Origin of the sequence: Saccharothrix sp. HUAS TT1, from assembly GCF_040744945.1 — a bacterium.
Classification (GTDB): domain Bacteria; phylum Actinomycetota; class Actinomycetes; order Mycobacteriales; family Pseudonocardiaceae; genus Actinosynnema.
This window is the reverse complement of sequence record NZ_CP160453.1, coordinates 4,136,387-4,161,848: the sequence shown is the minus strand read 5'-3', so window position 1 is coordinate 4,161,848 and position 25,462 is coordinate 4,136,387. Positions and strand designations below refer to the sequence as shown.

The window sequence follows — 25,462 nt, the reverse complement described above, 5'->3', positions numbered from 1 at the left end:
CACGTGTCGGCTCGCCGGGGGTCGGCGGCGGGCCGGGACGGAGGCGGCGGGTGGAGTCGGTGGACACGTCGGTCGCCGGGGTCGTGGAGGCCCGGTGGGGTGTCCGCCCGGAGCCCGCGATCGCGCGGTACGCCGAGCCCGGCTGGCAGCTGTCGCCGGTGCCCGTCGACCGCCGGTGCCCGAGGTGCGCGGGCGAGCTGCACGGCCTGTACCGCGCCCACCCGGACCGCGGCCGGCAGCAGTTGCAGGCCGCGGTGGCGTGCCCCGCCTGCCCGGCGACGTTCACGCTGCGGGAGTTGAAGCTGGCGCAGCGGTCGGTGCTGGGCGAACTGCGCCCGGACGCCGTGACGCGCCGCCTCGCGGAGGACGCGCAGCTGGAGGCGCTGGCCCTCGGCGCCCGCGCCGACCGGGCCGTCGCGCCCACCCCGAAACCCGAGCCGGAACGCAAGCCCAAGCCGGAACGCGAGCCGAAACCGACGGCGGAGCCCGAGCCGCGGTCCGCGCCCGAGACCGAGCCCGAGCGGCAGCCGGAACCGGAGCCGCAGGTCAGCGCGCCGGAGCCGAGGCCGAAGCGGCGGGTGTCCACGGTCGCGATGGCGGCCCGCATCCGGTCCATCCTCAGCGGCTCGGAGGTCGCCCCGACTGCCCGCGAGGCGAGCGCGCCGGTGCTGCCGCCCGCCCTGGCCGCGCTGGAGTCGCGGCCCGTGTGGTGGCACAAGACGGTCGACCCGGCGTTGGACGTCCCGCACGTCCCCCCGGGCGTCGACGCGCGGGTCGTGCTGCCCGACCGGCCCGAGTTCGACGGGTTGCGGTCCCGGCTGACCGCCGCCGGCGTCCCGTTCCGGGCCGTGCGGCACTGGCTGGAGCAGGAGGAGGTGTCCACCACCGCCGCCACCGCCTGGCTGTCCGACGTCGGCGGCGTGGTGCCGGAGCGCTGCGAGTCGGTGGTCGGCGACGGCGCGCGGGCCGCCCGGCTCGCCTTCGACCTGCTGTGGGACCTGCACGAGCCGGTGGACCGCGACGACGTGCCCGACCCGGTGCCGGTGACGCGGTTCGCGCCGGACGACTGGGCGCGGTTCCTGCCGTTCCCGGTGCTCAACCCGGCCCAGGCGCAGGCCGCGCCCCACCTCGTGGACGGCGACTCCCACGTCCTGATCACCGCGCCCACCGGCGCGGGCAAGACCGCGATGGGCATGCTGGCCGTCCTGAAGGCCGTCCTGCACGAGGGCCGCAAGGCCGCCTGGCTGGTGCCCCAGCGCTCGCTCACCGACGAGCTGGACCGCGAGCTGGAGGCGTGGCGCGACGAGGGCCTGCGGGTCGAGCGCCTGTCCGGCGAGTACGCGGTGGACGTCGAAGCGGTCAAGGCGGCCGACCTGTGGGTCGCGACCACGGAGAAGTTCGAGGCCATCTGCCGCGCCAGTTCGCTCCAGGCCGCGCTGGGCGAGGTCGGCTGCCTGGTCGTGGACGAGATCCACCTGCTCGGCAGCCCCGGTCGCGGCGCGCTGCTGGAGGCCCTGCTGGCCCGCGTGCGCGGCGCCGACTCGCCCGTCCGGATCGTCGGGCTGTCGGCGACGGTGTCCAACGCGGCCGAGGTGGCCGAGTGGCTGGAGGCGGAGCTGGTCGCCACGACCTGGCGGCCGTCCCGGGTGACCTGGCAGCTGCCGACGATCCCGGCCGCGTCCGGGTTCGCCGCGAACAACCGGCTGCGCGAGCAGGTCGTGCTCGACCTGACCCACCGGCACACCGCCGAGGGCGGCAGCGTGCTGGTGTTCTGCGGCTCCAAGCGCAACGTCCGCTCCACCGCGATGGCCATCGCCGCCGACCGGGGCGCGCCCGTGCACACCGTCGCCGCCGACGACGTCGACGGCCTCACCAAGGCGTGCGCGGAGGTCGGCGTCCGGCTGCACTACGCCGACTACGAGCACAAGCACGCCGCCGAGCGCGCCTTCCGCGCGCGTGAGGCCGACGTCCTGGTCGCCACCTCCACCGTCGCCGCCGGCGTGAACCTGCCCGCGCGGGCCGTGGTCGTGCGCGACGTCTCCATCGGCGGCGAGCCGATCGACACGTCGACGGTGCTGCAGATGTTCGGCCGGGCCGGGCGGATCGGCGCGGGCGAGACCGAGGGCTGGTCCTACCTGGTGGTGGACGAGACGCAGCGCGCCGACTGGCAGACCCGCCTGGTGGCCGGCTACGCCGTGTACTCGCGAATCCGCGACTCGCTGCCCGACCACGTGCTGGCCGAGGTGCTGCAAGGCCGGATCGGCACGGTGGACGACGCGCAGGCGTGGTGGGTCGAGACGCTGGCGCACGCGCAGGGCGACGACGACCTGGAGCCGGTGCAGGAGGCGGTGTCGTTCCTGGTGGACGAGGGCCACCTGACCCTGGCCGACGGCAAGCTGGCGATCACCGAGCTGGGCAGGTTGACCGCCCGGATGATGGTGTCCACCCACACCGGCCGCCGGTTGCGCCGCACGCTCGGCCTGCTGCCCGTGCCGCAGGACCCGGACGAGGCGGAGAACGCGCTCAGCCTGGTGCTGTCGGTCGCGGTGCGCGACCTGGCGGGCATCCCGGTCCCGGAGCCGGTGCGGCCCGCGGTGGCGACGGTGATCAAGGCGGGTGGCAGGACGTCGCAGATCACCCACTCGACCTCGGTCAAGGGCCTGGGCTCCCAGACCACCACCGCGCCCGGCGACCTGGCGTGGGCGGCGCTGCTGCTGGCGGCCCGGTCACCGCACCTGTTCACCTCCCGCGCCCGCCGCGTGGCCGGCGGGATACCCCTGTCGACCCTGCACCCGGTGTACGAGCAGGCGCCCCGGTTCCTGGCGTGGCTGGCCGCGCAGGGCGTGCTGGGCACGGTGCACCCGTGGATCGCCGTGGTGGCCGCCGACCTGGACCACCGGGTCCGCTGGCGCGGCCTCGCCCCCGGTCGCGGCGCGGGCCGGCTGCTGTGGATGTGCGAGGAGATGGCCACCCGCGCCCACCTGAAGGAGGTCGTGCCGGACCTGTGGCGGTCGGCCGTCGCGCGCGGCGTGCGCGCGCCGGACTGGTCACCGGGCCGGTCACCGGCGGGCTGCGTCCTCGACCACGCCGGCTACACGGCGCTGCTGCGCGAACGCACCACCACCTACACCCTCGCCGCGCACGCCGACGGCGCCACCGCCACCGGCGGCACGGGCGCGCTCGCCATCGCCTGGCGCGGCCGGACGTGGACCGCGCCCACGTCCTCCTCGACCCTCGCGTACCCGGAGGACGACGAGGAGCCGACCGGCGTGGCCGTGTTCACCAGGCGCGGCGACTACCGCGCCACCGGCTGGCTCGACGCCTACACGGCCCTCCGCCCCGCCGAACCGACCACCCCGCCACCACCCGCCCGCACCCGCCGGGGCCTGGGCGGCGCCCGCCACTGACACCACGTCACCCAGGCGCGACCACCCGCGCCGGTCCGCCGGGGGTCAGAACCCGGAGTTGCCCGGCCCGCGGACCAGCGTGCAGCCGCCCGGGTTGAGCAGCCCGCCCGACGCCGCGCGCGTCACGGTCGTGTTCGAGACCGCAGCGCTGCCGGTAGCGTTCAACTCGAAGCCGGTCGGGTCCTCCACCACGATCGGCGTGGTGATGGAGCACGTGACGCCCAAGCTGACCACGGTGGCGCAGGACACCACCGGGAAGGCGATCACGGCGGTGCGGCTGCTGCCGGCGTCGGTGGAGACGGGCCGGGCGCCCACCGAACCGGTGACGACGGGTGTCCGACTGGTCGAACGCGCCTCGACCGCGCCGCCACCCGCCGGCCGGCGGACGTAGTCTGCGGGTGCCGTCCCGTCGTGAGGGGGCTCGGATGGTCAGCTACCCGCCGGAGCCGTGGCGGCTGCACGGCCGCGCGTGCGTGTCGGTGTGGCTGGTCCGCGCCGAGGCGGTGCCGCCGCTGCCGGTGCGCCCGGTGACGTTGTTCGGCCACGCCGTCGTCGGCACGGCCTTCGTGGACTACCGGCCGCCCGGCCTGGCCTACCACGAGCTGCTGGCCGCGGTGCTGGTGCGGAAGGGGCTCCGGTTCGGCGTGACGATCACCCGGATCTGGGTGGACAGCCCGGCGTCCCGCGCGGGCGGTCGCGAGCTGTGGGGCGTCCCGAAGGAGTCGGCCGGGTTCGACTGGGACGACCGGGTCGCGTCCGCCCGTGACGCGGACGGCCCGATCGCCTCGGTGCGCGGCCGGGTGCTGCCCTTCGGCGCGTGGCTGCCCGCGGCGGCGTCGACGTGGCAGGAGTTCGGCGACGGCCTGGCCCGGACGCCGCTGCGCGCCACGGCACGCGTGAGCGCGGCGCGGGCCGTCTGGGACATCGCCCCGAACGGCCCGCTGGCCTGGCTGCCCCACCGGCCGCTGCTCAGCGTCGCGGTCCGGCGGCTGCGGTTGAGGTTCGGCCCGCGCGCGTCGGGCCGGGCCTAGCGGAGGAACCCGGCCAGCCCGTCGAGCAGCCGGTCCACCTCCTCCTCGGTCGAGTACGGCGCGAGCCCGATCCGCAGCCCGCCGGTGTCGCCCAGGCCCAGCCACCGGGACGTCTCGATCGCGTAGAACGACCCGGCGGGCGCGTTCACGCCCACCTCGGCCAGGCGCCGGTACGCGTCGGCCGCCGCGCGTTCGGCGAACGTCACCAGCACCGTCGGCGTGCGCAGCCGCGCCCGCGACCACACGACCGCGCCGGGCAGCTCGGCGAGCCCCGCCTCGACCTTCTCCCGCAGCCGCTCCTCGTGCCCCTGCACCGCCGTCAGCGACGTGGTGATCCGGGTCCGGCGGTCGCCCCCGGACGGGACCAGGTCGGCGATGAAGTCCACGGCGGCGGTGCAGCCGGCCAGCAGCTCGTAGGGCAGCGTGCCCAGCTCGAACCGCTCCGGCACCGCGTCCGACGACGGCAGCAGCTTGTCCGGCCGCAGCTCCGCCAGCAGCTCCGGCCGCGCCGCCAGCACGCCGCAGTGCGGCCCGAAGAACTTGTAGGGCGAGCACGTGAAGAAGTCCGCGCCGATAGCTGCCACGTCCACCGGGTGGTGCGCGGCGAGGTGCACGCCGTCCACGTAGACCAGCGCGCCGCGCGCGTGCGCCAACGCCGCGATCTCGGCCGTCGCGGGCCGCGTGCCGATGAGGTTCGACGCCGCGGTGACCGCCACCAGCCGGGTCCGGTCCGAGAGCACCCCGGCCACGTCCGCCGGGGTCAGCTCGCCGGTGGCCGGCTCGAACCCGACCCACCGCACCACCGCTCCGACCGCCTCCGCCGCCTGCACCCAGGGGCGCACGTTGGCGTCGTGGTCCAGCCTGGTCAGCACCACCTCGTCGCCGGGTCGCCAGGTGCGGGCCAGCGTGCGGGCGAAGTCGTAGGTCAGCTGCGTCATGCTGCGGCCGAACACCACGCCCTCCGGCGCCGCTCCGAGCAGGTCGGCCAGCGCCCGCCGGGCGTCCAGCACGATCGCGTCGGCCGCGCGCTCGGCGGCGGTGACCGAGCCGCGGTTGGCCAGGGGCGAGACCATCGCGTCCCGCACCGCGTCCGCGACGGCGGCGGGCACCTGCGAGCCACCCGGACCGTCGAAGTGGGCGGCGCCGGAGGCGAGGGAGGGGAACCGGGCGCGGACGGCCTCGACGTCGTAGCTCATGCCGCCACTCTCGTCGGTCCCCCGACGCGGCACCACCCCCCGATCGCCGTCCACACCGGACCCCGACCGTGACGTTGGTCCAACCACCGCGAACCTCGCGCTAGCGCCGCTACAAGCTCTAGCGATGCTAGGAAAAAGAGCGGTGAACTGATTCCGAACGCCACCAAACCGGTCGCGGTGGTAGCGCTGCTGTCGGCCACCGTGGTGCAGCGGCTCATCCGAAACTCGTACAACCGGCTCCGGCACGACGCCTGACACCGGGCGCCACCGACGCGCACCCGGTGTCGAGCCCTCACAGGTACTCGCGGAACCACCAGCCGGGCCAGGTGGGCGACGTCCTCCAGCGCCCCCGGCTCCTCGAACAGGTGCGTCGCCCCGTCGACCACCTCCAGCCGCCACGGCACGGCCGGCCGCCCGGCCGCCGCCCGGTTCAGGTCCAGCACCTGCTCGTCCCATCCACCGATCACCAACAACATCGGCGCCCGCACCCGGCTCAGCGCCCGACCCGCCAGGTCCGGCCGGCCACCGCGCGACACCACCGCCCGCACCAGGTACGTCCCCGCCGCCACCACCAGCGCCGCCGACGCCGCGCCGGTGCTCGCGCCGAACAGGCCGATCGGCAGCCCCCACGTCGGCCGCGCCCGTGACGTCCACTCCACCGAGCCGCCACCCGCTCGGCCGGCAGGCCGATGTCGAACCGCAGGCGGCCGGTGGCGCGGTCCTCGTGCCCCTCGCGCTCGGTCAGCAGGTCGGTCAGCAGGTCGAGCAGCGGGGTCGCGAAGCCGTCGCGGCGCAGGGAGTCGACGACGAAGCGGTTGCGGACGCTGTGGCGGGAGCTGCCCGAGCCGTGGGCGAACACGACGACACCGGCCGGCGCGGCGACGGGTGAACGGCCGGCGCCGACCGCCGGGCAGCTAGGCGCCCGAGTCGTCCCACCAGGACAGCACCCTGGTCCCGGACAGGGTCAGCCACTTCGACGGCTCGCCCGCGGGCACGTCCACCTCGAACCACACGCGGCCGGGGTGGCGGCGGGACTGCGGCCAGGTCCCGTCCGGTCGCCGGGCGGCGCGGATCAGGTCGACCGCCTCGGCCATCCGCGGATCGGGCGGTGTGCCGTCGCGCAGCGACACCGCGCGGAAGTGCTCGGCGGCGTTGAGCACGGTGTAGAACCACCGGAACGGGTAGGAGAAGCGGGTCACCCACGGACCCACGGGTTCGCCGGTGGATAGGCGGCGGAACAGGCCGCGCCGCAGCAGGTACTCCTCGCCGGAACGGCGGGCGGCGCGGGTGGCGTCGGTGCCGCCGGTGGCGACCTCGTGGGCGAAGAGGCCCTTGAGGGAGTTGAGGGTCGAGTGCACCGACGACCGGGTCGAGCCCTCGACCCACTCGCAGTTCCAGCCGCCGTCGGGCAGCTGGTGCTCGGGGAACCAGTGGGCGAGACCGGTGACGTCGGCGCCGAGCCACACGCCGTTCGCGACCGTGTAGCCGTTGATGCAGCAGTCGACCTCGCCGCCCCAGTACGGCAGGTCGTCGTACTCCCAACGGCTGTTCTCGGCGAGCAGTTCGGCGGTGCGGCGCTCGCGCAGCACGGCGGGGTCCAACCCCCACTCCCGCAACGTGGTCAGTGTCCACGTCGTGGCCGTGTACGGCTGCCCGGCGCCCTCGGCCGCTTCGGGGCCGTGGAAGTCGAAGCCCGCCGGGAAGTACGCGCCGCCCGCCCACTGGCCGTCCGGGTCCTGGAGGGCGAGCAGGCGCGCGCCGAAGCCCTCGACGCCGATCCTGGCCCGGGTCGCCTCCCACACCTCGGCCGGCTCGCCCGCGACGTCGCGCTCGACCTGCCAGCGCAGCGCCGGGTCGGAGTCGAGGAGCCACGCGAGCAGGTCCCTGGTCACCATGGCGTGACCTTAATCGACCTGGTCGTCCTCCGAACTCCCCGCGGCGAGCGCGGCGAGGACGTCCAGCGCGGCGGTCAGGGTGGCGGTGGGCGTGGAGGCGAGGGCGAGGCGGACGGCGTTCGGCGCGTGGCCCGGCACGACGGCGAACGCGGCGGCGGGCGTGACGGCGATGCCGCGACGGCCGGCGGCGGCGACGAACGTCTCGGCCCGCCACCGGTCCGGCAGCCGCCACCAGCAGTGGTAGGAGCCGGGGTCGGCGCGGATGTCGAACCCGGCCAACCGATCGCGGACGAGGTGCTGCCGTTCCAGCGCCAGCGCGCGCTTGCGCTCCACCATGGACGCCGCGGTGCCGTCGGCGAGCCAACCGGTGACGGCGGCGAGCGCGAAGCGGCTCGCGGCCCACCCGCCGGAGCGGGCGGCGGCGGCGACCCGGTCGACCAGGTGGGCGGGCGGCACGGCGAAGCCGACCGCCAGCCCTGGCGCGAGGCGCTTGGACGTGCCGTCCACCACGGTCGTGCGCTCGGGCGCGAGGGGCGGCAGGTCGGGGCCGAGGAAGGCGTAGACGGCGTCCTCCACGACCTGGACGTCCAGTTCCCGCACCACGTCGGCGAGTTCGGCGCGCCGCCCCTCGGGCATGGTGACGCCGAGGGGGTTGTGCAGCGTCGGCTGGAGGTAGACGGCGCGCACGTCGGCGGCGCGGACGGCCTGCGGCAGCACGCCCCCGTCGTCCGCGGGCAGCGGCACGAGGGTGATGCCGAGCCTGGTCGCGATGGCCTTGACCACCGGGTAGGTGACGGCTTCGACGCCGAGCCTGCCGCCGATCGGGACCAGTGCCGCCACGACGGCGGCGATCGCCTGCTTGCCGTTGGCGGTGAACAGGACCTGCCGCTCGTCGGGGGTCCACCCGCCGCGGGCGACGGTCCGCGCGGCGGCGGCCCGAGCCTCGGGCGTGCCGCGCGCGCCGACGGGGGTGAGCGCTTCGGCCAGGCCGTGCCGGACGAGCCGGTCCAGGCCGGGCGCGAGGAGTTCGGGCTGGTCGGGCAGCACGCAGAAGTTGAGCTCCAGGTCGACCCGCGCGCCGCCCGGTTCGACCAGGGCCGGTTCGAGCGGCGGCCGGGCGGCGCGGACGAACGTGCCGCGCCCGACCTCGCCGACGGCGAGCCCCCGGCGGACCAGCTCGCCGTAGACGCGGGCCGCCGTGGACCCGGCGATGCCGTGCGCGCGGGCGAACCGGCGTTGCGGCGGGAGGCGGTCGCCCGGCTTGAGCCGACCGGCCGCGATGTCGGCGGCGAGCCGGTCGGCGATCAGGCGGTAGTCCACGCGGCCACCCCACATTGCACCGAGAGCATTGTTTTCATTGCACCGAGCATGGTGGCGTTCCTAGGCTGCTCACGTCAACGCGAACCAGGGGGGCGCATGCGGGTCAACGGCATCGACATCGGTTACGACGACAAGGGCGACGGCCTCCCGGTGCTGCTGGTGCACGGCCACCCGTTCGACCGGTCGATGTGGCGGCCCCAGGTCGAACGGCTCAGCCGGTGGTGCCGGGTCGTGGCACCCGACCTGCGCGGGTACGGCGGGACGACGGTGGTGCCCGGCACGACGCCGCTGGGCGTGTTCGCCGACGACCTGGTCGGCCTGCTCGACGCCCTCGGGCTGGAGCGGGTGGTGGCGTGCGGGTTGTCCATGGGCGGTCAGGTCGTGATGGAATTGCACCGAGCCCACCCGGAGCGCGTCCGCGCGCTGATCCTCGCAGACACCTTCGCCGAAGCGGAGACGCCGGCCGGTCGCGAGGCCCGCCACGAGGCGGCGGAGCGCGTCCTGCGTGAGGGCATGGGCCCCTACGCGGACGAGGTGCTGGACAGGATGATCGCGCCGCGCAACGTCCGCGACCTGCCCGGCGTCGCCGAGCACGTGCTGGGCATGATGCGCGGCACGGCGCCGGAGGGCGCGGCGGCGGCCCTGCGCGGGCGTGCCGAGCGGCCCGACTACCTGGATTCGCTGTCCCGCGCCGCGGTGCCGGCGCTGGTGGTCGTCGGCGAGGAGGACGGGTACACGCCGGTCGACGTGGCCAGGCGGCTCTACCGGACCATCCCCGGCGCGGCGCTCGCGGTCATCCCGGACGCGGCCCACCTGCCGAACCTCGAACGGCCGGAGGAGTTCACCGACGTGGTGGAGCGGTTCCTGCTCAGCCTGCGGTGAGCGGGGTCCGGCCGCCGCAGAGCAGCCGGTCGGGCGCCAGCGAGGTCGGCGCGGGCCGCAGCACGTCGGCGCACTGCGCGGCCGTGGGGCGGCGGTCGGCGGACCGGGCCGTCATCGCCGTCAGCAGCCGGCCGAGGTCGAGGGGCAGGCCGCGCGGCACCTCCGGCCGGCGGTGCAGCCGGGCGACGGCGGCCTCGACCCGGTTGCCCTGGTACTCGCGGTAGCCGGTCAGGCACTCCAGCAGCACCAGGCCGAGCGCGTAGACGTCCGCGGGCGGGCCGACCTCGTCGCCGCGCACCTGCTCGGGGGCCAGGTAGGCGGCGGTGCCGACGACCTGGCCGGCCGCGGCGGCCCTGGTCGAGCCGATCGGCCGGGCCAGGCCGAAGTCGGCGAGGTAGGCGGTGTCGGAGCCGTCGAGCAGGATGTTCGACGGCTTCACGTCCCGGTGCACGACCTGCCGGCCGTGCACGTGGGCCAGGGTCTCGGCGAGCTGGTGGCCGAGGGCGCGGACCTGCGCGGAGGTGAACGTGCCGGACGGCAGCCGGTCCCGCAGCGTCGTGCCCTCGACCAGCTGCATCACCACGAACGACGAGCCGTCGCACGTGCCGACGTCGTACACCGACAGCAGGCCGGGGTGCGACAGCGCGGCCAGCGTGCGGACCTCGTGGTCGAACCGCTCGTCGTCCGCCGGGTCGCCCGCCCGGAACAGCTTGACCGCGACGAACCGGCGCAGCAGCACGTCCCAGCCCCGGTGGACCTCGGCCGCGCCACCAGCGCCGATCTTGCCCGCCAGCTGGTAGCGGCCTGCGAGCACGCGGTCTTCGGTGGCCAACGACATGGCCCCACCCCTCGGGTAACCGATTCGGACGGACTTCTGGCGAATTCCCCCGGCGGACCACGACCAAACCGGCCGGTCACGCGCCTCCCGGCGGGAGGCGGCCGGTCAGCGGATCGACTCGGCGCAGCGCTCCCGACCCGGGCACTGGCCGAGCAGCACCACCCGCGGCGGCCCGGTGATCGTCGCCGGCCTCGAACCGCCGCCCGGCCAGGTCAGCGAGATCGCCATCGAGGAGGCGTTGTTGGCGTAGGACTCCTCCACCAGCGTCCGGTCGCCGTTCACCACGTTCACCACGTCGTACACGCCGGACGGCACGTCGGTGACGTCCAGCCACTGGAAGTCGACCGTGTGCCGGTAGTCGTCGCCGGAGCCGACCGAGATGCCCTGCGACACCGCCAGCGCCTCGGGGGTGTGGTGGCCGCACCGGTTGCGCCGCAGCTGCGCCGCCAGCTGCGACTGCGGGGTGCCCGCCGCGTCCGGCCGGTTCGGCAGGCGGTCCGCCACCCGGTAGCGGTCGCCGAGGCAGAAGCCGGTCTTCCGGTCGGTGACGACCGCGTCGCCCGCGCGGGTGCGGAGCTGGAAGTGCTCGAACCCGAGCAGGTGCCAGTGCTCGTGGGTGGCGGCGGGCTCGTAGTACAGCTGAGCCGGGATCGGGTGCTGCGCCCGCTCGTAGGTCAGCGGGATGTCACCGTCCACAGTGGTCTGGAACGCCTGCCGGGCGGACATCCGCGGCCGGCCGGCGTCGGGGCGGCTGCCGTGGATCACCAGCGGCCCGTCGCCGATGTTGTCGACCGATGTGGTGAACCTCAACCTCACCGCGCCGATCGGGCCCGCTTGCACGCACTCGCCCCTCGGCGCGGCCGGGTCGGCGACCGCGCACACGTCCCAGTCGACGCACCGCATCAGGTCGCCCGAGAAGCCGCCCGCGCACCCGACGGGGGCCTGCCGCAGGTCGGGCAGCAGCGCGCCGGCCCCGGCCCGCGCGTGCGACGGCCCCACCAGCGCCACCACGAGCAGTGCCGTGACGGGCAGGGCAAGTCGTCTTCGCACCATGATCTCTGAATTCCGTCCACATTGCCGCAATGGTCCAGCGACCAACCTAGTGAGCCTCCTTGCCAGTTGGCCTCGTCCTCGGCGAAGTTCACTCGATAGATTGAGGCACAAGGGAAATCGAGCAGCGGGACTCTAACCTTCACCGCGATCGCGCCCCGGGAGCGCGTCATCCGCGACTGGAGGTGGGTCCGATCGACCAGGGGTTCCCCGGCGCCGTCACGATGGTGTGCGGCACGAGGCCGGAGCTGATCAAGCTGGCGCCGCTGATCCGCGCGCTGGGCGCGGAGGCCACCGTCGTCTACACCGGCCAGCACTACGACACCGCCATGTACCACCGGATCCGGCAGGACGTCGGGCAGCCGGGCCGGTTCCACGAGCTGGGCCTGGGCGGCGGGCGGCGCGGCGGTCAGCTCGGCGCGGCCGTTGCGGCGGTGGACGAGGTGCTGGCCAGGCACCCGGCGAAGGTGGTGGTCGTGCAGGGCGACACGACGTCCGCGCTCGCGGGGGCGTTGGCCGCCAACGCCAACGACGTGCCGCTGGTGCACGTGGAAGCGGGCCTGCGCAGCTTCGACCGGGCGATGCCCGAGGAGCACAACCGGGTGGCCATCGACCACCTCGCCGACCTGTGCTGCGCGCCGACCCGGCTCAACCACGCCAACCTGCTGGCCGAGCGGGTGCCCGAGGAGCGGATCGCGATCACCGGCAACACCGTGGTCGAAGCGCTCGCGACCGCGCTGCCCGACCGGGCGGAGGAGGACGTCGTGCTGGCCGCGCACGAGCTGGAGCGCGACGGCTACGTGCTGGCGACCATCCACCGGCCGGAGAACGTGGACGACCCGGTCGCCCTGGAGGCGGTCCTGCGCCAGCTGGGCGGGTTGCCGCTGCCGGTGGTGCTGCCGCTGCACCCGCGCACGGCCAAGCGGGTGGCGAGCTTCGACCTGTCCGTCCTGTTGGGACGGTTGCGGGTGGTGGAACCGCAGGCGTACCCGGCGTTCCTGGCGCTGGCCCGGTGCGCCGCCGTGGTGGTGTCCGACTCCGGCGGCATCCAGGAGGAGGTGAGCGTGCTGAAGCGGCCGGTGGTCGTGGTGCGCCGCAGCACCGAGCGCCCGGAGATCGAGGGCACGTTCGGCACGCTCGTGCCGCCGGGGCCGCGGGTGCGCGCGGAGGTGCTGCGGTGGCTGGACGACGTGCCGGGCCACCGGGAGCGCCTGGAGCGCATCCCCTCGCCCTACGGCACCGGCTCGCCGTCGGCCCGGATCGCCGCGGCGCTGCGGCAGCTGGTCCGCGGTGAGCCGGTGCACGCCGCGCTCAGCCCGGAACGGGTTGTGGTGCCCCCGCCAGCGTCGCGACGACCCGTCGCGCGAGTGCCGCACTCGAGTTCCAGCTCGTGACGTCCGGGTAGACGTGCGCGGTGGTCGCCAGCAGCAGCGGGGTGCCGGCGACCACCACCGGCGGGCGGCTCGCCAGGTAGCCGAGCGGGTACACCGGTTCCACGAACGGCGCCTTGAACACCCGCACGTCGTCCACGTCGGCGCGGCACAGCGAGGGGTGCAGCGCCAGCAGCTGCGAGGTCCACCGGGCGGCGATCGCCGCGTCGTCCTCCCCGAACAGCGCGGACTCCCGGTCGGTGTAGCGCATCGCGTAGACGAGGTGCCGCCCGCCGTAGGGCTCGACGCCCGCCAGCGGCGTCATCTGGATCAGGCCGTCGAACTCCGTGCCGGACCGCACCACCGGCGTCCAGTAGTGCCCGGACAGCGGTCGGCGCAGGAAGAACAGCGCGTTCACCACGCCCTGGTACGGCAGCCGCACGTCGGGCAGCCGGGCGGCCAGGTCGTCGTCGGCGAGGTGGCGCAGCTGCGGCAGCGGCAGCGTCGACACCACGCGGTCGGCCGTCACGACCTCGTCGCCGTCGAGCCGCAGGCGCACGGCGGCGCCGCCGTCGACCAGGCCGACCCGCCGCACCGGCGCGCCGAGCCGGACCACCCCGCCGCCCGCCTCGATGGACGCCCTCAGCGCGTCGATGACGGCCCGGTAGCCGCCGTCCGGGTACCCGCGCACCGAGACGGCGCCCTCGCGGCCCAGGCGCTGCCACAGGTACAGCGCGGGCACGTCGCCGAAGCGCGCGCCGAACTTCGCGCCGAACAGCGGCGCGAGCAGCAGCTCCCACACCCGGTCGCCGTACAGGCCGCGCAGCCAGTCCTCGGTGCGGGTGCGGTCGAGGTCCTTGCCCCGGCCGAGCCTGCGCAGCAGCACCGAGACCACGCCGAACCGCAGCCGGTCCAGGACGCCCAGCGGGGTGAACCCGAGCAGGTCGAGCGCGGTGTTGAACGGGAACGCGCGGCCGTCCACCACCATGCCCATCCGGGTGGGCCGCCACGCCACCGAGTCGCGCAGGCCCAGTTCGCCGAGCAGGTCGAGCAGGTGCTCGTCGGTCGGCATCACGCAGTGGTAGAAGCGCTCGACCCAGCGGTCGCGCCAGGGGAAGAACGTGCCGAGCCCGCCGAGTTGGTCGCTGCCCTCCAGCAGGGTCACCCTGGTGCCGGCGCGCGCCAGCCGGTGGGCGGTGGCCAGGCCGCAGATGCCGCCGCCGACCACCACCACGTGCCCGTGGTCCACCGGCGCCATCACAGCGCCCGGTACGGCGCGGGCGAGAGCCGGTCGCGGACCAGCAGCCGCACGTACTGCCAGACCGTCCGGGCGATCCGGATCTTGCTCGGCCCCTGCTTGCGGTCGTAGCGCAGGGCCAGCGGCACCTCGGCGACCACCGGGCGGCAGTGCCGCAGCTTGAGCAGCAGCTCGACCATGCAGGCGAACCCGCGCTCCTCGATCAGCCGCTCGCCCCAGTGGCCGGTCGCCCTGGCCAGCAGGCTGACCCGGTAGGCGCGGAAGCCGCTGGTGAAGTCGCGGACGCCCTCGACCCGCAGCACCCGGCGGAACAGCACGGCCGCGCCGCGGGACAGCAGCCGGCGCAGCGCGGGCGCGGTCGCGTCGTCGCCGCCCTCGACGAACCGGGAGCAGATCACCACGTCCGCGCCCGCCGCGATCTCGCCGCCCAGCCTGCGGATCAGCGCCGGGTCGTGGGTGTCGTCGGCGTCCATCACGATGACCACGTCCTCGTCGCCCGCCTCGGCCAGCACGGCGCGCAGCCCGGACTGGACGGCCTGGCCGAGGCCGAGGTTGACCGGGTGGCTGACCAGCCGGACGTCGAGGTCGGGCCAGCCGCCGGCGACGACGTCGGCCGTGCCGTCGGACGAGCCGTCGTCCACGACCCAGGCGGTCAGCTCCTCGGTGAGCGCGACCTGGGCGAGCCGGGTCAGCAGCGGCGGCAGCGAGGCGGCTTCGTTGTAGGCGGGCAGCACCACGTGGGCGCGGGCGGTGGTGCGCGCGCCGCCGGAAAGGGCGGGTCCGCCCTGTTCCGACGTGGTGCGCACGTCGCCTTCGTCGACGGTCAAGAGGCCCCATTTCACTGGATGGCGGATGACGGTCCAGAATTATTCGCCTCCGCACCGCGACTAGGTTCGACCACCCCGGGGGAATCTCGTCGCACGTCGGGCTGAATTCAGGCGAAGAACAGGGCCGGGGGCCACTGGAAAGGGGAAATGTGATCACCGAAAGAGTGAATTAGCGCCGAACAAACACCCTTGGTACACACGGTGTGCGCAGAGATACCCGTTCGCATGGTCTCGAACGGGTGACCATTATCGGGTTCGTGGTGGGAAGGACGTCGTCCGGATGTGGTGTGGCGTGGACGGGACGCGCTCGGTCCCCGGCAGGGGTGGTCCGCGGTGAACGGGGTGGGCTCGGCGACCACCCCGCCGCTGGTGTCGCGGCGGCGGCACCAGCGACCGCGCGAGGTGGCGTGGTCGGACCTGCTGCGGCGGGTGAACGCGGTGGCGGTGCTGCTGGTCGCGGTGGACGTGACCGCGGTGGCCGCGGTGGTCACCCGGTACGCGCCGGGCGCGCGGTGGACGGCGGTGGTGGCGCTGGCGCTGCTCGGCGTGCGGGGCGCGTGCCGGCTGTACCGGCGGCGGCTGTGGCTGTCCTGGTTCCACGACCTGCCGCGGTCCGTCGGCGCGACGGCGGTGGCGTTCGCGCTGGTCACCCTGGTCGGCCTGGTCGGCGGCGCGCCGGCCGGGAGCACCGGCGCGGCCCAGTGGTCGGTGCTGGCGTTCGCCGTGCTGAGCGAACCGGCCAGGCTGCTGGTGTTCGCCTTCGGCCGCTGGTGCCGCCGCCGGTTCCACCGCTGCGACCGCACGATCGTGGTCGGCGCCGGGAAGGTCGGCGTCGACCTGGTCGGCGCGATGCTGGCGCACCCCGAGTTCGGCCTGCGACCCGTCGGGTTCGTCGACCCGGAGCCCGCGCTGGACCGCGCCGCCCTGCCGGTCGAGCTGATGGACGAGGACCTGGCCGACGCGATCACCCGGCTGGGGGTCGGCACGGTCGTGCTGGCGTTCTCCCACGCCCGCGAGTCGTCGGTGGTCGACTCGGCCATCACCGCCCACCGGCTCGGGTGCACGACGCTGGTCGTGCCCCGGATGTTCGAGCTGTACCAGGACGGGCCGGACATCGAGCGGCTGCGCAGCTACCCGCTGATGCGGCTGGGCACCGCGCCGACCAGCAGGCCGAGCTGGTGGGTCAAGCGGGCCATGGACGTGCTGCTGGCCGCCGTGGCGCTGGTCGTGCTGGCGCCGGTGATCGCGGCGTGCGCGCTGGCCGTGCTGCTGGAGAGCGGGCGGCCGGTGATCTTCCGCCAGGTCCGGGTCGGGATGGACGACCACCCGTTCGTGCTCTACAAACTTCGCAGCGTGAGGATGCACGGCGAAGACGATTCCCAAGTCACCTGGTCAGTGGTCGGAGATCGCCGCGTCGGACCAGTGGGGCGCTTTCTTCGTAGCACTTCGTTGGACGAACTCCCCCAATTGTGGAACATCCTCCGCGGCGACATGTCGATCGTGGGACCACGCCCGGAACGCCCCGGTTTCGTTCGCGAGTTCTCGGCGATCCACGAGCTATACTGGGCCCGGCACCGCGTTCCCACGGGGTTGACCGGGCTCGCGCAGGTGCACGGGCTGCGTGGCGACACGTCGATTGTCGACAGGTCCCGTTACGACAACTACTACATAGCCAACTGGTCGTTGTGGCTGGACGTGAAAATCCTGTTGCAGACGGTGGGTGAGCTCTTGTGCCGAAGGAATCGTTGAACCGCCGCCTGGCGGCGTTGCTGTGCGCCGCCGCGCTCCTGGCGCCGATCGCGGCGTGCACGGCGGGCGCGGCGGTGGGGTCGACGCCACCGCTGGGCCCGGTGCCGAAGGCCCTCGCGCCGTGCGGCTGGTGGTACGGCATCGGCGAGCAGCCGACCAACCGCGACCTCGCGTTCGCCGCCCAGCACTACAGCCTGGTCGTGCTGAACGCGACCGAGACGTCCGCGCTGCACCGGCTCAAGCGGCTCAACCCGAAGATCAAGGTGCTGGTCTACAAGGACTTCTCCAGCGCCCGCAACTACCCCGGGGCCGTCGACGGCGACGTGGACGCGCCGCTGCTGCCCACGGGCATCGGCTACTTCAAGGCGCAGCGCGAGAGCCCGCACTGGTTCGCCGTGGACACCGACGGCAAGCGCATCGAGTGGAAGACCTACCCGAAGCACTGGCAGATGACCGTGTGGGACCCGGCCTACCAGAAGGCGTGGAGCGAGGCCGTCACCACCGAGGTGGTGCGCGAGGGCTGGGACGGCGTGCTGGCGGACAACGACTTCAGCAGCCTGAAGTACTACTCGTCGGCCGTCCTCAAGGGCGCCGCCGACGCCGCCGAGTCCGACCGGATCATCCGCGAGGGCATGGACGCCTTCCTCACCACCGCGGGCGACGCCCTGCGCAAGGCCGGGAAGATGCTGATCCCGAACGTGTCGGAGTCGCACCTGACCGCCGGCCGGTGGGCCGCCCACTCCCGCTACGACGGTGCGATGGAGGAGAACTTCAGCCTGCACGACAACGGCTCGGGCGAACTGCTGACGTTCAAGGGCAACGAGTGGAAGGAACTGCGCTCCCAGGCCGCCCTCGGCGAGTCCTGGCTGCTCCTCATCACCCACACCAAGGGCGCGCGCGAACAACGCGTCGGCTACGCCACCGCCGCCCTGCTCGCCAGCCCGCACACCTGCTGGTCCGGCGCCACCACCAGGGACTACCGCGACCCCGACTGGTCCCGCTACCAGGACTCGAACCTGGGAGAGGCGACCGAAACCGCCAACCGCCTCCCCTCCGGCATCTGGGACCGCCGCTTCACCGGCGGCTACGTCGCCGTCAACCCCACGGGCAAACCGGCCCGCATCGCCCCACCCCCCGGCCTGGTGAACATCGACGGCGGCTCCCCCACCCCGGAAACCGTCGAACTGGCCGCCAGCGACGCCCTCATCCTCGTCCGCCCCACCACCACCCCCACCGCACCAACCACCCCAACCCCCACCACCACCACCCCAGCTCCAACCCCCACCACTCCGACCACCACCTCCCCCCTCCCCCCAACCCCCTAGCCCTCCCCAACTCCCTAGCGCCCCTCAACCCCCACCGACCACCTCACTACCCGCGACCTCACCGGCACCTCCGCCCTCCCGCACCACCTCGCGGTAGAGGGCGAGGTGCCGCCGCGCACAAACCTCCGGCGCGAACCTCTCCCGCGCCCGTTCGGCGAGCAACCGCCCCACCCGCCCCGGCTCCGGCTCCGCGAACAACTCGCGCAACCTCCCCGCCAACTGCTCGACGTCACCAGGCGCCGCCAGCAGACCGCCCGCACCCCCGAGCATGTCGGCCACCCCACCGGTGTCCGTCGCCACCACCGGCTTCCCCGCCGCCATCGCCTCCGCCACCACCAACGGCTGCTGCTCCATCACCGACGGCAGGACCAAGGCGTCGTGGTGCCGCAACAGCTCGGGCACATCTTCCCGGAATCCCAGGAACTCCACCCTCCCCCCCAACTCCGCGGCCAACCGCTCCGCCCGCTCCCGCTCCGGCCCGTCCCCCACCACCGTCAACGTGGCGTCCTCAGGCATCACCCCGGGCCGGGCCAACGCCGTCAACAACGTCGCCAACCCCTTCCGCTCCACCAACAACCCCACGAAGACCAACCGCCGCACCACCCCCACCGGCGGCTGGACGTGCGCGGGCTCCACGCAGTTGTCTATGTGCACCAACCGATCCCCCGGCACCCGCAACCGCCGTGACAGGAAACTCCCCATCTCCGACGCCGGCACCACCGTCCTCCGCACCGCCCGCGCCACCACCGCATCCGCCGCCAACACCGCCCGCGTGTACGCCGACGGCCCAACAGCCCGCGGCACCCCCCGGAACCACTCCTCCCCCACGTCATCCGGCACACCGTGGTACGTCTGCACCACCTCGTGCCCCCACCGCAACCCGGCCCCGACCAACCCGGCCCGCCGATCCTGCGCGTGCACCACATCCGGCCGCCAAGCCCTCACCACCGCCCGCGCACGACGCCCTGCCAACACGTCCGCCTTGTCCCCCACCTCCACCAACTCGTGGTGCCCCGCCAACCCCTTCGCCCCCCGCCGCGGAACCGGCCCGAACACCCTCACCTCCACCTCACCCCCACCGATGAACGCCCGCGCCAACCGAACCGTCACATCCACCGGCCCCCCGCTGTCCTGCGTGAGCAAGTACGCCACCCTCAACGGCCGCACCGAAGTCACCCCAACCCACCTCCACAACGGACCCGCAGCCAACCCACCGAGGCTTGATTTGACATGGGTTCGGGTGCCATAGGCTGGACGAAGCCGGCAGGCCCGGCGGGACGCTCTTCCCCGCCGGGCCTGCCGGCTTTGGCCTGCATAGGGCGCCCGTAAGGGCCCCATGTCAAATCAAGCCGGACAGCACCACCGCCCTGAACTCTGAACCCCACCTGAACGTTGAACTCACCCATCCCGAACGTAGGACTCTCACACCCCGAACGTAGGACTCTCGCGTTCGGAACGTAGGACACGCGCGACCGGAACGTAGGACACGCGCGGGACGTGAGCGTTGAACTCGGGGTACGGGAACGTTCGACACGCGGTACGTGAGCGTTCGACTCGCGGGTCACAGGGCGCCCACCACGAGCTTGTCGACCAGGGTGGCCACCTGGTCCGCCGTCTGCCGGCGGTCGAACAGCAGCTCCACGCGCCGCCTCCCGCGAACCCCCTCCGAATCCGCCCGAGCCGGGTCGGCGAGGCGAGCAGCGACCGCCTCGGCCAGTGCTCCGACATCACCCGCCGCCAGCACCTCCCCCGCCTCCCCCACGCTCTGCCGCACCCCACCCACGTCGAACCCCACCACCGACCGACCACAAGCCATGGCCTCCAACGGCACCAGCGCCATCCCCTCCTCCCGCGACGGCAGCACCACCACGTCCGCCGCCGCGTAGAAATCGGCCACCGCGTCGCAGTGCCCCCACCACAGCACCGACTCGTCCCCGCACTCCGCCCGCCACCGCTCCGCCATCGGCCCGTCGCCGACCAGCACCAACCGCGCCCCCGGCACCCGCGCCCGCACCACCGGCCAGGCCGCGAGCAGCTGGTCCTGCCCCTTCAACGACGCCAACCGACCCACGCACACCGCCGTCGGCGCCTCCGGCAACCCCAGCCGACGCCGCGCCGCGCCCCGATCCCCGGGCCGCAACCGGTCGAGGTCCACCCCGTTGCACACCACCTCGGCCGGTCCACCCACCCCGGCCGCCCGCCCCGCGGCGAGTTCGTCGTCGCTCACGCACACCAGCTGGTGCGTCCACCGGGTGGCCACCCGCTCCCACTCCCGCGACGCCCACCCCACCGGCCCTCCGACGCTCTGGAACGACCACATGTGCGGCTGGAACAACGTCGGCACCCGCCCGCGCACCACCAACCTCCCGACCAACCCGGCCTTGGAGCTGTGCAGGTGCACCACGTCCGGCGCCAGCTCCCGCAGCACCCGGCGCAGCCGCACCGCCTCCGCCGCCATCCCGATCCCCGGCCGACGCCCGGCGGACCAGGCCCGCACCTCCACCCCGAGGCCGCGCGCCCGGTCGGCGAGCGGACCCGGCGGGCAGACCACGGTCACCGCCCACCCCAGGTCCCGCTGCGCCCGGACCAGCTCCAGCACCACTCCCGCCACTCCCGCCGTCACGGGCTGACTGACGTGCACGACCTTCATCGACGCAACACCTCCCGGTTAGCCGCCAGCAGGACCACCCCGCACACCACCGCCACCACGACCCCCTCACCCAGCACGGCCGCCACCGACCCGGGCGGCCCGAACAGGTCACCGACGAAGAACCCCAGCGCCGCCGCCACGACCACCCCGGCCGCACCGCGCGCCAGCACCCCGACCGGAGGCCCGATCCCCCGCCGCGCCAACGCCCACCACGTGCACGGCACCACCAGCCACGCCGCCACGACCTGCACCAGCGCGACGGCAACCACCCCGTGCCGGGTGAACACCAGCAGCCCGCCGACCAGCAGCACCAGGTGGCCGACCTCCAGCGCGAGGTAGCGCCGGGCGTGCCCGGCCGCCTTCAGCACCTGGTACCACAGGTGCAGCAACCCGATCCCCAGCCCGTACAGGCACAGCAGCGCCAACGGCGTCGCCGCACCCGCCCACCGCTCGCCGAACACCACCACCCGGTCCGCCAACGCCGCCGTGACCGCGTACAGACCTCCGGTGATTGCCAGCACCACCGCCGTGAACCGGCCGACCACCACCGCCAACCCCGCCCCCCGCTCCTCCCGGAGCAGCCGCGCGCACAGCGGGAGCACCACCCCGCCGAGCACCACCGCCACCAGGATGTAGGGCACCCAGGCGATCCGGAACGCCAGCGAGTACACGCCGACCGCGTCCGCGCCGTGCACCCGGGAGATCGCCAGGTAGTCGACGTTGATCAGCAGCACGGCCACCAGCGCGCCCGGTCCGACGACCGCGATCCACCGCAACGCCTCGCCCGCCGCGTCCGCGTCCCACACCGGCCGCACCCGCACGCCCACCACCACGCCCAGCACGGGTTGCGCGACCGCCGTGCACAGCAGCCCGACGACCAGCGAGTGCGGTCCGGCGCCCGCCACCGCGAGCACGACCGTCACCACCGCGCCGAGCACCGCGCCGCCCGCGTCGGGCAGCAGCCGGCGGCGGAAGTCCAGTTCGCGGTGCAGCAGCCCCAGCTGCACGCCCGCCACCGCCGAGAACGGCAGGCTCACCGCCGCCAGCCGCACCAGCGGCGCGACCGACGGCGCGTCCAGCGCGTGCGCGATCCCGTCCGCCGCCACCACCAGCGCCAGGGCCAGCGCCGCCCCGGTCCCGGCGCTGAGGACGAGCAGCGTGCCCGCCACCCGGCCCGGGTCCCGGTCGGTCCGGCTGACCACGTCGTACACGCCCATCGACTGGACGACCTGGCCGATGTTCACCAGCGCCACGGCCAGCGCGACCAGTCCCAACCCCTCTTCGGTGAGGAAGGCGGCCAGCACCAGCGTGACGGCCATCTGGCTGCCCTTGCTGACCAGGTTGACGCCGAACAGCCACAGCGAGCCGCGCACGGCCTGCCCACCGACGCCTGTCACACCCCCGCCACCGCGCCTCACGCCCGCGCCACCGCGCCTCACGCCCGCGCCACCGTGCCGACGGCCGAGCAGCGGCGGGTCGCCGCGAACCCCACCACCAGCACCCACGCCGCCACCACGGCCACGCCGTCCACCGTCACGTCGACCCGCACGCCCGCCACCGCCCGGATCGCCAGGCTGACGAAGTGCAGGTGCGCGAACGGCACGAGCAGCAGCACCAGCGCCGGGCCGATGAACCGCCAGTCCCGCCTGCGCCGGCACCGCCACCACACCGAACCGACCGCCACCAGCGACGGCACGGCGATCAGCACGTCACCGGGCTGGTGCACCACCGCCACCACGACCGCCAGGCAGGTCAGCAGGTCCGCCGCGGCCCGCTCGCCCATCCGGTCCAGCCGCCGCACCAGCACCGCGCTCACCACCAGCACGCCGACCAGCGCCAGCGGTTCCGCGCCGAACGGCAGCCAGCCGGTGGCGCGGTAGAGCACCGCGGCGAGGTCGATCCGCTGCGCCGTCAGCGAGTCCACCGCGCCGTACGCGGTCCGGCCGGCGTGCTCGACGTTCGCCGCGAGCACGTCCAGGAACGGCCCGACCCCGCCGTCGCGGACGACCAGCGGCACCACCACGACCAGGCTCGCCACCGCCGCGACCGCCGTGCCGACCAGCGCCACCTGCCGCGAGCCGCGCACGAACAGCAGCACCGCCAGCGGCAGGCCGAACTGCGGCTTGAGCCACGCCAGCGCCAGCGCGACCGACGCCCACTTGGGCGCGTCGTGCCGGGCCAGCAGCGCGCCCGCCGCGCCGACCGCGATCAGCGGGTTCACCTGGCCGACGTACAGCTGGGCCTTGCCGACCTGGCTGAGCACCAGCAGCGTCGCGATCACCGCCGTGCCGAGCGCCAACGGCACGTGCGGGCGCAGCCGACCCGCCGCGAGCACCGCCAGCGCGAACAGCAGCACCAGCGACGCGAGCGCGAACGCCACCGCGCCCACCCGGTAGCCGGGCAGCGCGAACGGCGCGTGCAGCAGCAGGTGGTAGGGCTGGTAGAGGTTGAAGCTCTGGCGCACCGGCCAGTGCTCGAACATCGTCGCGGGCAGGTAGGGGTCGCCGCCCGCCAGGAACTCGCGGATCGGGAAGTACAGCGCGTCCCGGAAGTCCTGCATCCGCTCCTCGGCCGCCGTCGCCGCAGTCGGGAGCGGCGCCTGCCACGAGGGCCGCAACGCGCGCCACGCCGCCACCGCGCCCACCACCGCCACCAAGGCGGCGAGCAGCCGGGTCCGGTCCTTCAACGCCGCGGTCCTCAGCACGTCACCACCGCCACCACGGTCGAGGTGGGCGGCAGCGCGCCGACCACGGTCGCCAGCTCGTCCTGCCGCGCGCCCGCCGTCGGCACGAGCGCGATCACCGCGTCGCCGTCGGCGGGCTCACCGGTCTTGTCCGGCAGCTCGGCGGCCAGCTCCTCGGCGCGCTCGGCCAGCTCCGGCGCCACCGCCACCACCCGGGCGGGCCGGGCCGACGCCTCGCACAGCACCGCCAGCCGCCGCGCCAACCCGGGGTCGTCGCCCGGCAGCACGGCCACCGGGTGCCACACGCCGCCGGCGGCGAGCGCGGCCCTGGTCCGGTCGCGGAACCTGGTCCGCCGCAGGTGGTGCGCGGCGTAGGCGACCAGCCCGGCCACCACCCCGCCGACCAGGGCCAGTCCCCATCCCAGCGGCCGGTCGGGCGCGACCCGCGTCGTCTCGGGCCGGTCCAGCAGCCGCAGCCGGGCGACCGGGGCGAGCAGGTCGGAGTCCACCACGGTCCGCGCGATCCGGGTCGCGGCCTGCGCGGCCCGGTCGGCGGTGTCGGCCCGGACCGACAGCCGGGCCAGCCCGGAGGCGGGCACCAGCTCCACCGACACGCGGCGGGCCAGGTCGTCGGTCGTGACGCCCAGCTCGTCGGCCGCGGCGCGCAGCGCCGTCGGGGTGCGCGCCACCTCCACCAGCGCGGGCAGCGACAGGGCGACGACCTCGCCGAACCCGGCCTGCGCGGTCTCGACCGGCTCGCCGGGCACCGCGAGCAGGCCGACGCGGCTCTCGTACTCGTCGCCGGTCAGCTCGACCGCGAGCACCACCGTCGACGCGACCAGCAGCGCCACGCCGACGCTCACCGGCAACGGCCGCAGCAGCACCCGCGGGTCCCAGCCCTTCAGGGTGCTCCAGGGCTTCAGGGCGCTCCAGGACTTCATGACGCTCCGATCGCGGTGCGCAGCAGTTCGTCGTAGGACCGCATCAGCAGGCGCGGGTCGTGCTCGCGCCGCACGGCCGCGCGGCCCGCCTCGGCCAGCTCCGCCCGTGCCGCGGGGTCGAGCAGCAGCGACCGCAGCGCGTCGGCCGTCGCCGCCGGGTCGCGGCGGGGCACCACCACGCCGCCACCGCCGGACAGCGCCTGCCGCACGCCGTCCACGTCGGTCGCGACCACCGGTCGGCCGGCGGCCAGCGACTCCAGCACCGCGACCGGCATGCCCTCCCAGTCGCTGGTGAGCACGGTGACGTCGGCGGCGGCCAGCAGGTCGGGCACGTCGCAGCGGTTGCCGAGGAACCGGACCCGGTGCTGGACGCCCAGTTCGGCGGCGCGCAGGCGCAGCACGTCCCGCAGGCTGCCGTCGCCCGCCAGCCACAGCACCGCGTCGCCGCCCAGCCGGGCCCACGCCTCCAGCAGCACGTCGTGCCGCTTCTGCGGTTCCAGCCGGGCCGGGCACAGCGCGACCGGCACGTCCGGCGCAACGCCGTGCACCGCGCGGACCGCGTTCCGGTTCACCCGCTCGGGCTGCGGGAACACCGCGTTCGGGATCACCACCGGGTCGTGGACGCCGGCGGCGCGCAGCCGGTCGGCGGTGGCGTCGGCGACCGCGACGACCGTGCGCGAGGTGCGCCGCAGGATGCGGGCCGCGCCGCTGTAGTCGGTCTCGGCCACGCCGTGGAAGACGGTCAGCAGCGGCAGCCGGCGCGGCAGCACGGCGAGCCGGGCGACCAGGCTGGCCGACACGTTGTGCGCCAGCACGACCTCCGGCTGGAAGCTGCGGATCGCGGCCTTGGTGGCCGTGGTGGCGCGCAGCACGCCGGTGGGCCGGCGCTGGGCCACCGGCACGGTGAACGTCGGCACGCCGAGGGCGCGCAACGCCTCCGCCCGGTGCCCGCCGCCGCTGGCCACGGCCGACTGCCAGCCGAACTGCGCGCCCGACCGGGCCATCCCGGCGACGAGGGCTTCGGCGCCGCCGGTACCCAT

The 25,462-nt window shown here is 74.7% G+C and carries 21 protein-coding genes; 7 read left to right on the top strand and 14 right to left on the bottom strand.

The features are described 5' to 3' along the window. Nucleotides 1-50 precede the first annotated feature (50 nt). The 3 genes from AB0F89_RS20285 to AB0F89_RS20275 are packed head-to-tail and all read left to right on the top strand — an operon-like array spanning nucleotide 51 to nucleotide 4,438. A complete protein-coding gene (locus AB0F89_RS20285) occupies nucleotides 51-3,407 on the top strand; it encodes a DEAD/DEAH box helicase (protein WP_367138454.1) in 3,357 nt (1,118 codons plus the stop codon). Nucleotides 3,408-3,465: 58 nt separating this feature from the next. Continuing rightward, entirely contained in the window at nucleotides 3,466-3,798 is a 333-nt protein-coding gene (locus tag AB0F89_RS20280; protein WP_367138452.1) for a substrate-binding domain-containing protein, read from the top strand. Nucleotides 3,799-3,832: 34 nt separating this feature from the next. Beyond that, nucleotides 3,833-4,438: an acetoacetate decarboxylase family protein gene (locus AB0F89_RS20275; RefSeq protein WP_367138450.1), complete on the top strand. Its 606-nt coding sequence runs from the start codon at nucleotides 3,833-3,835 to the stop codon at nucleotides 4,436-4,438. Here AB0F89_RS20275 and AB0F89_RS20270 read toward each other — a convergent pair. The 4 genes from AB0F89_RS20270 to AB0F89_RS20255 all read right to left on the bottom strand — a co-directional run bounded on the left by AB0F89_RS20270 (nucleotide 4,435) and on the right by AB0F89_RS20255 (nucleotide 8,864). Then, on the bottom strand, nucleotides 4,435-5,634 hold the full coding sequence (locus tag AB0F89_RS20270; RefSeq protein ID WP_367138448.1) for a cysteine desulfurase-like protein: 1,200 nt from the start codon (nucleotides 5,632-5,634) through the stop codon (nucleotides 4,435-4,437). The genes AB0F89_RS20275 and AB0F89_RS20270 overlap by 4 nt on opposite strands. A 493-nt stretch (nucleotides 5,635-6,127) precedes the next feature. Beyond that, nucleotides 6,128-6,493, bottom strand: coding sequence for a hypothetical protein (locus tag AB0F89_RS20265; RefSeq protein ID WP_367138446.1), 366 nt, complete (start codon nucleotides 6,491-6,493; stop codon nucleotides 6,128-6,130). Nucleotides 6,494-6,548: 55 nt separating this feature from the next. Continuing rightward, complete coding sequence (locus AB0F89_RS20260) at nucleotides 6,549-7,529, bottom strand: squalene cyclase (protein ID WP_367138444.1); 981 nt, start codon at nucleotides 7,527-7,529, stop codon at nucleotides 6,549-6,551. Nucleotides 7,530-7,538: 9 nt separating this feature from the next. Beyond that, on the bottom strand, nucleotides 7,539-8,864 hold the full coding sequence (locus tag AB0F89_RS20255; protein ID WP_367138442.1) for a PLP-dependent aminotransferase family protein: 1,326 nt from the start codon (nucleotides 8,862-8,864) through the stop codon (nucleotides 7,539-7,541). Between the two features lie 81 nt (nucleotides 8,865-8,945). Between AB0F89_RS20255 and AB0F89_RS20250 the strand changes: the two genes are divergently transcribed. Continuing rightward, nucleotides 8,946-9,731, top strand: a complete 786-nt coding sequence (locus AB0F89_RS20250) for an alpha/beta fold hydrolase (protein WP_367138440.1) — start codon at nucleotides 8,946-8,948, stop codon at nucleotides 9,729-9,731. Here the strand turns inward: AB0F89_RS20250 and AB0F89_RS20245 are convergent. Together AB0F89_RS20245 and AB0F89_RS20240 are read right to left on the bottom strand one after the other, a co-directional pair. Continuing rightward, entirely contained in the window at nucleotides 9,718-10,569 is an 852-nt protein-coding gene (locus tag AB0F89_RS20245; RefSeq protein WP_367138438.1) for a serine/threonine-protein kinase, read from the bottom strand. The two genes, AB0F89_RS20250 and AB0F89_RS20245, sit on opposite strands and share 14 nt — an antisense overlap. A gap of 105 nt (nucleotides 10,570-10,674) precedes the next feature. Next, complete coding sequence (locus AB0F89_RS20240; RefSeq protein WP_367138436.1) at nucleotides 10,675-11,622, bottom strand: lysyl oxidase family protein; 948 nt, start codon at nucleotides 11,620-11,622, stop codon at nucleotides 10,675-10,677. Nucleotides 11,623-11,804: 182 nt separating this feature from the next. On the opposite strand from AB0F89_RS20240, the gene wecB reads away from it, so the two are divergent. Then, entirely contained in the window at nucleotides 11,805-13,013 is a 1,209-nt protein-coding gene (gene wecB / locus AB0F89_RS20235; protein WP_367138434.1) for a non-hydrolyzing UDP-N-acetylglucosamine 2-epimerase, read from the top strand. Here the strand turns inward: wecB and AB0F89_RS20230 are convergent. Together AB0F89_RS20230 and AB0F89_RS20225 are read right to left on the bottom strand one after the other, a co-directional pair. Beyond that, complete coding sequence (locus AB0F89_RS20230; RefSeq protein ID WP_367138432.1) at nucleotides 12,931-14,247, bottom strand: FAD-dependent oxidoreductase; 1,317 nt, start codon at nucleotides 14,245-14,247, stop codon at nucleotides 12,931-12,933. The genes wecB and AB0F89_RS20230 overlap by 83 nt on opposite strands. After that, a complete protein-coding gene (locus tag AB0F89_RS20225; protein WP_367138430.1) occupies nucleotides 14,247-15,074 on the bottom strand; it encodes a glycosyltransferase in 828 nt (275 codons plus the stop codon). The genes AB0F89_RS20230 and AB0F89_RS20225 overlap by 1 nt, the downstream gene beginning before the upstream one ends. A 333-nt stretch (nucleotides 15,075-15,407) precedes the next feature. Here AB0F89_RS20225 and AB0F89_RS20220 point away from each other — a divergent pair, with 333 nt between their 5' ends. Together AB0F89_RS20220 and AB0F89_RS20215 are read left to right on the top strand one after the other, a co-directional pair. Then, nucleotides 15,408-16,823, top strand: coding sequence for a sugar transferase (locus AB0F89_RS20220; RefSeq protein WP_367138428.1), 1,416 nt, complete (start codon nucleotides 15,408-15,410; stop codon nucleotides 16,821-16,823). Continuing rightward, nucleotides 16,820-18,148 (top strand): putative glycoside hydrolase family 15 protein, encoded by a 1,329-nt coding sequence (locus AB0F89_RS20215; protein WP_367138426.1) that lies wholly within the window; start codon nucleotides 16,820-16,822, stop codon nucleotides 18,146-18,148. Before AB0F89_RS20220 ends, AB0F89_RS20215 begins: the two co-directional genes overlap by 4 nt. Before the next feature lie 24 nt (nucleotides 18,149-18,172). On the opposite strand, the gene AB0F89_RS20210 is transcribed toward AB0F89_RS20215, so the two are convergent. The 6 genes from AB0F89_RS20210 to AB0F89_RS20185 all read right to left on the bottom strand — a co-directional run bounded on the left by AB0F89_RS20210 (nucleotide 18,173) and on the right by AB0F89_RS20185 (nucleotide 25,462). Continuing rightward, nucleotides 18,173-19,264, bottom strand: coding sequence for a glycosyltransferase family 4 protein (locus tag AB0F89_RS20210; RefSeq protein WP_367138424.1), 1,092 nt, complete (start codon nucleotides 19,262-19,264; stop codon nucleotides 18,173-18,175). A 445-nt stretch (nucleotides 19,265-19,709) separates the two neighbouring features. Beyond that, nucleotides 19,710-20,798 carry a glycosyltransferase gene (locus AB0F89_RS20205; RefSeq protein WP_367138422.1) on the bottom strand — a complete coding sequence of 363 codons (1,089 nt, stop codon included), beginning with the start codon at nucleotides 20,796-20,798 and terminating at the stop codon, nucleotides 19,710-19,712. Then, complete coding sequence (locus AB0F89_RS20200) at nucleotides 20,795-22,195, bottom strand: oligosaccharide flippase family protein (protein ID WP_367138420.1); 1,401 nt, start codon at nucleotides 22,193-22,195, stop codon at nucleotides 20,795-20,797. Before AB0F89_RS20200 ends, AB0F89_RS20205 begins: the two co-directional genes overlap by 4 nt. A gap of 38 nt (nucleotides 22,196-22,233) precedes the next feature. Next, nucleotides 22,234-23,502, bottom strand: a complete 1,269-nt coding sequence (locus tag AB0F89_RS20195) for a glycosyltransferase family 87 protein (protein ID WP_367138418.1) — start codon at nucleotides 23,500-23,502, stop codon at nucleotides 22,234-22,236. Continuing rightward, nucleotides 23,496-24,422: a hypothetical protein gene (locus AB0F89_RS20190; protein WP_367138416.1), complete on the bottom strand. Its 927-nt coding sequence runs from the start codon at nucleotides 24,420-24,422 to the stop codon at nucleotides 23,496-23,498. The genes AB0F89_RS20195 and AB0F89_RS20190 overlap by 7 nt, the downstream gene beginning before the upstream one ends. Then, a complete protein-coding gene (locus AB0F89_RS20185; protein ID WP_367138414.1) occupies nucleotides 24,419-25,462 on the bottom strand; it encodes a glycosyltransferase in 1,044 nt (347 codons plus the stop codon). Before AB0F89_RS20185 ends, AB0F89_RS20190 begins: the two co-directional genes overlap by 4 nt.

Excerpts from the sequence above, each read along its gene's own strand:
- AB0F89_RS20230 (WP_367138432.1), bottom strand. The coding sequence starts at position 14,247 with ATGGCGCCGGTGGACCACGGGCACGTGGTGGTGGTCGGCGGCGGCATC.
- AB0F89_RS20275 (WP_367138450.1), top strand. The coding sequence starts at position 3,833 with ATGGTCAGCTACCCGCCGGAGCCGTGGCGGCTGCACGGCCGCGCGTGC.
- AB0F89_RS20185 (WP_367138414.1), bottom strand. The coding sequence starts at position 25,462 with ATGGGTACCGGCGGCGCCGAAGCCCTCGTCGCCGGGATGGCCCGGTCG.
- AB0F89_RS20245 (WP_367138438.1), bottom strand. The coding sequence starts at position 10,569 with ATGTCGTTGGCCACCGAAGACCGCGTGCTCGCAGGCCGCTACCAGCTG.
- AB0F89_RS20260 (WP_367138444.1), bottom strand. The coding sequence starts at position 7,529 with ATGGTGACCAGGGACCTGCTCGCGTGGCTCCTCGACTCCGACCCGGCG.
- AB0F89_RS20270 (WP_367138448.1), bottom strand. The coding sequence starts at position 5,634 with ATGAGCTACGACGTCGAGGCCGTCCGCGCCCGGTTCCCCTCCCTCGCC.
- AB0F89_RS20240 (WP_367138436.1), bottom strand. The coding sequence starts at position 11,622 with ATGGTGCGAAGACGACTTGCCCTGCCCGTCACGGCACTGCTCGTGGTG.
- AB0F89_RS20255 (WP_367138442.1), bottom strand. The coding sequence starts at position 8,864 with ATGTGGGGTGGCCGCGTGGACTACCGCCTGATCGCCGACCGGCTCGCC.
- AB0F89_RS20250 (WP_367138440.1), top strand. The coding sequence starts at position 8,946 with ATGCGGGTCAACGGCATCGACATCGGTTACGACGACAAGGGCGACGGC.
- AB0F89_RS20190 (WP_367138416.1), bottom strand. The coding sequence starts at position 24,422 with ATGAAGTCCTGGAGCGCCCTGAAGCCCTGGAGCACCCTGAAGGGCTGG.
- AB0F89_RS20205 (WP_367138422.1), bottom strand. The coding sequence starts at position 20,798 with ATGAAGGTCGTGCACGTCAGTCAGCCCGTGACGGCGGGAGTGGCGGGA.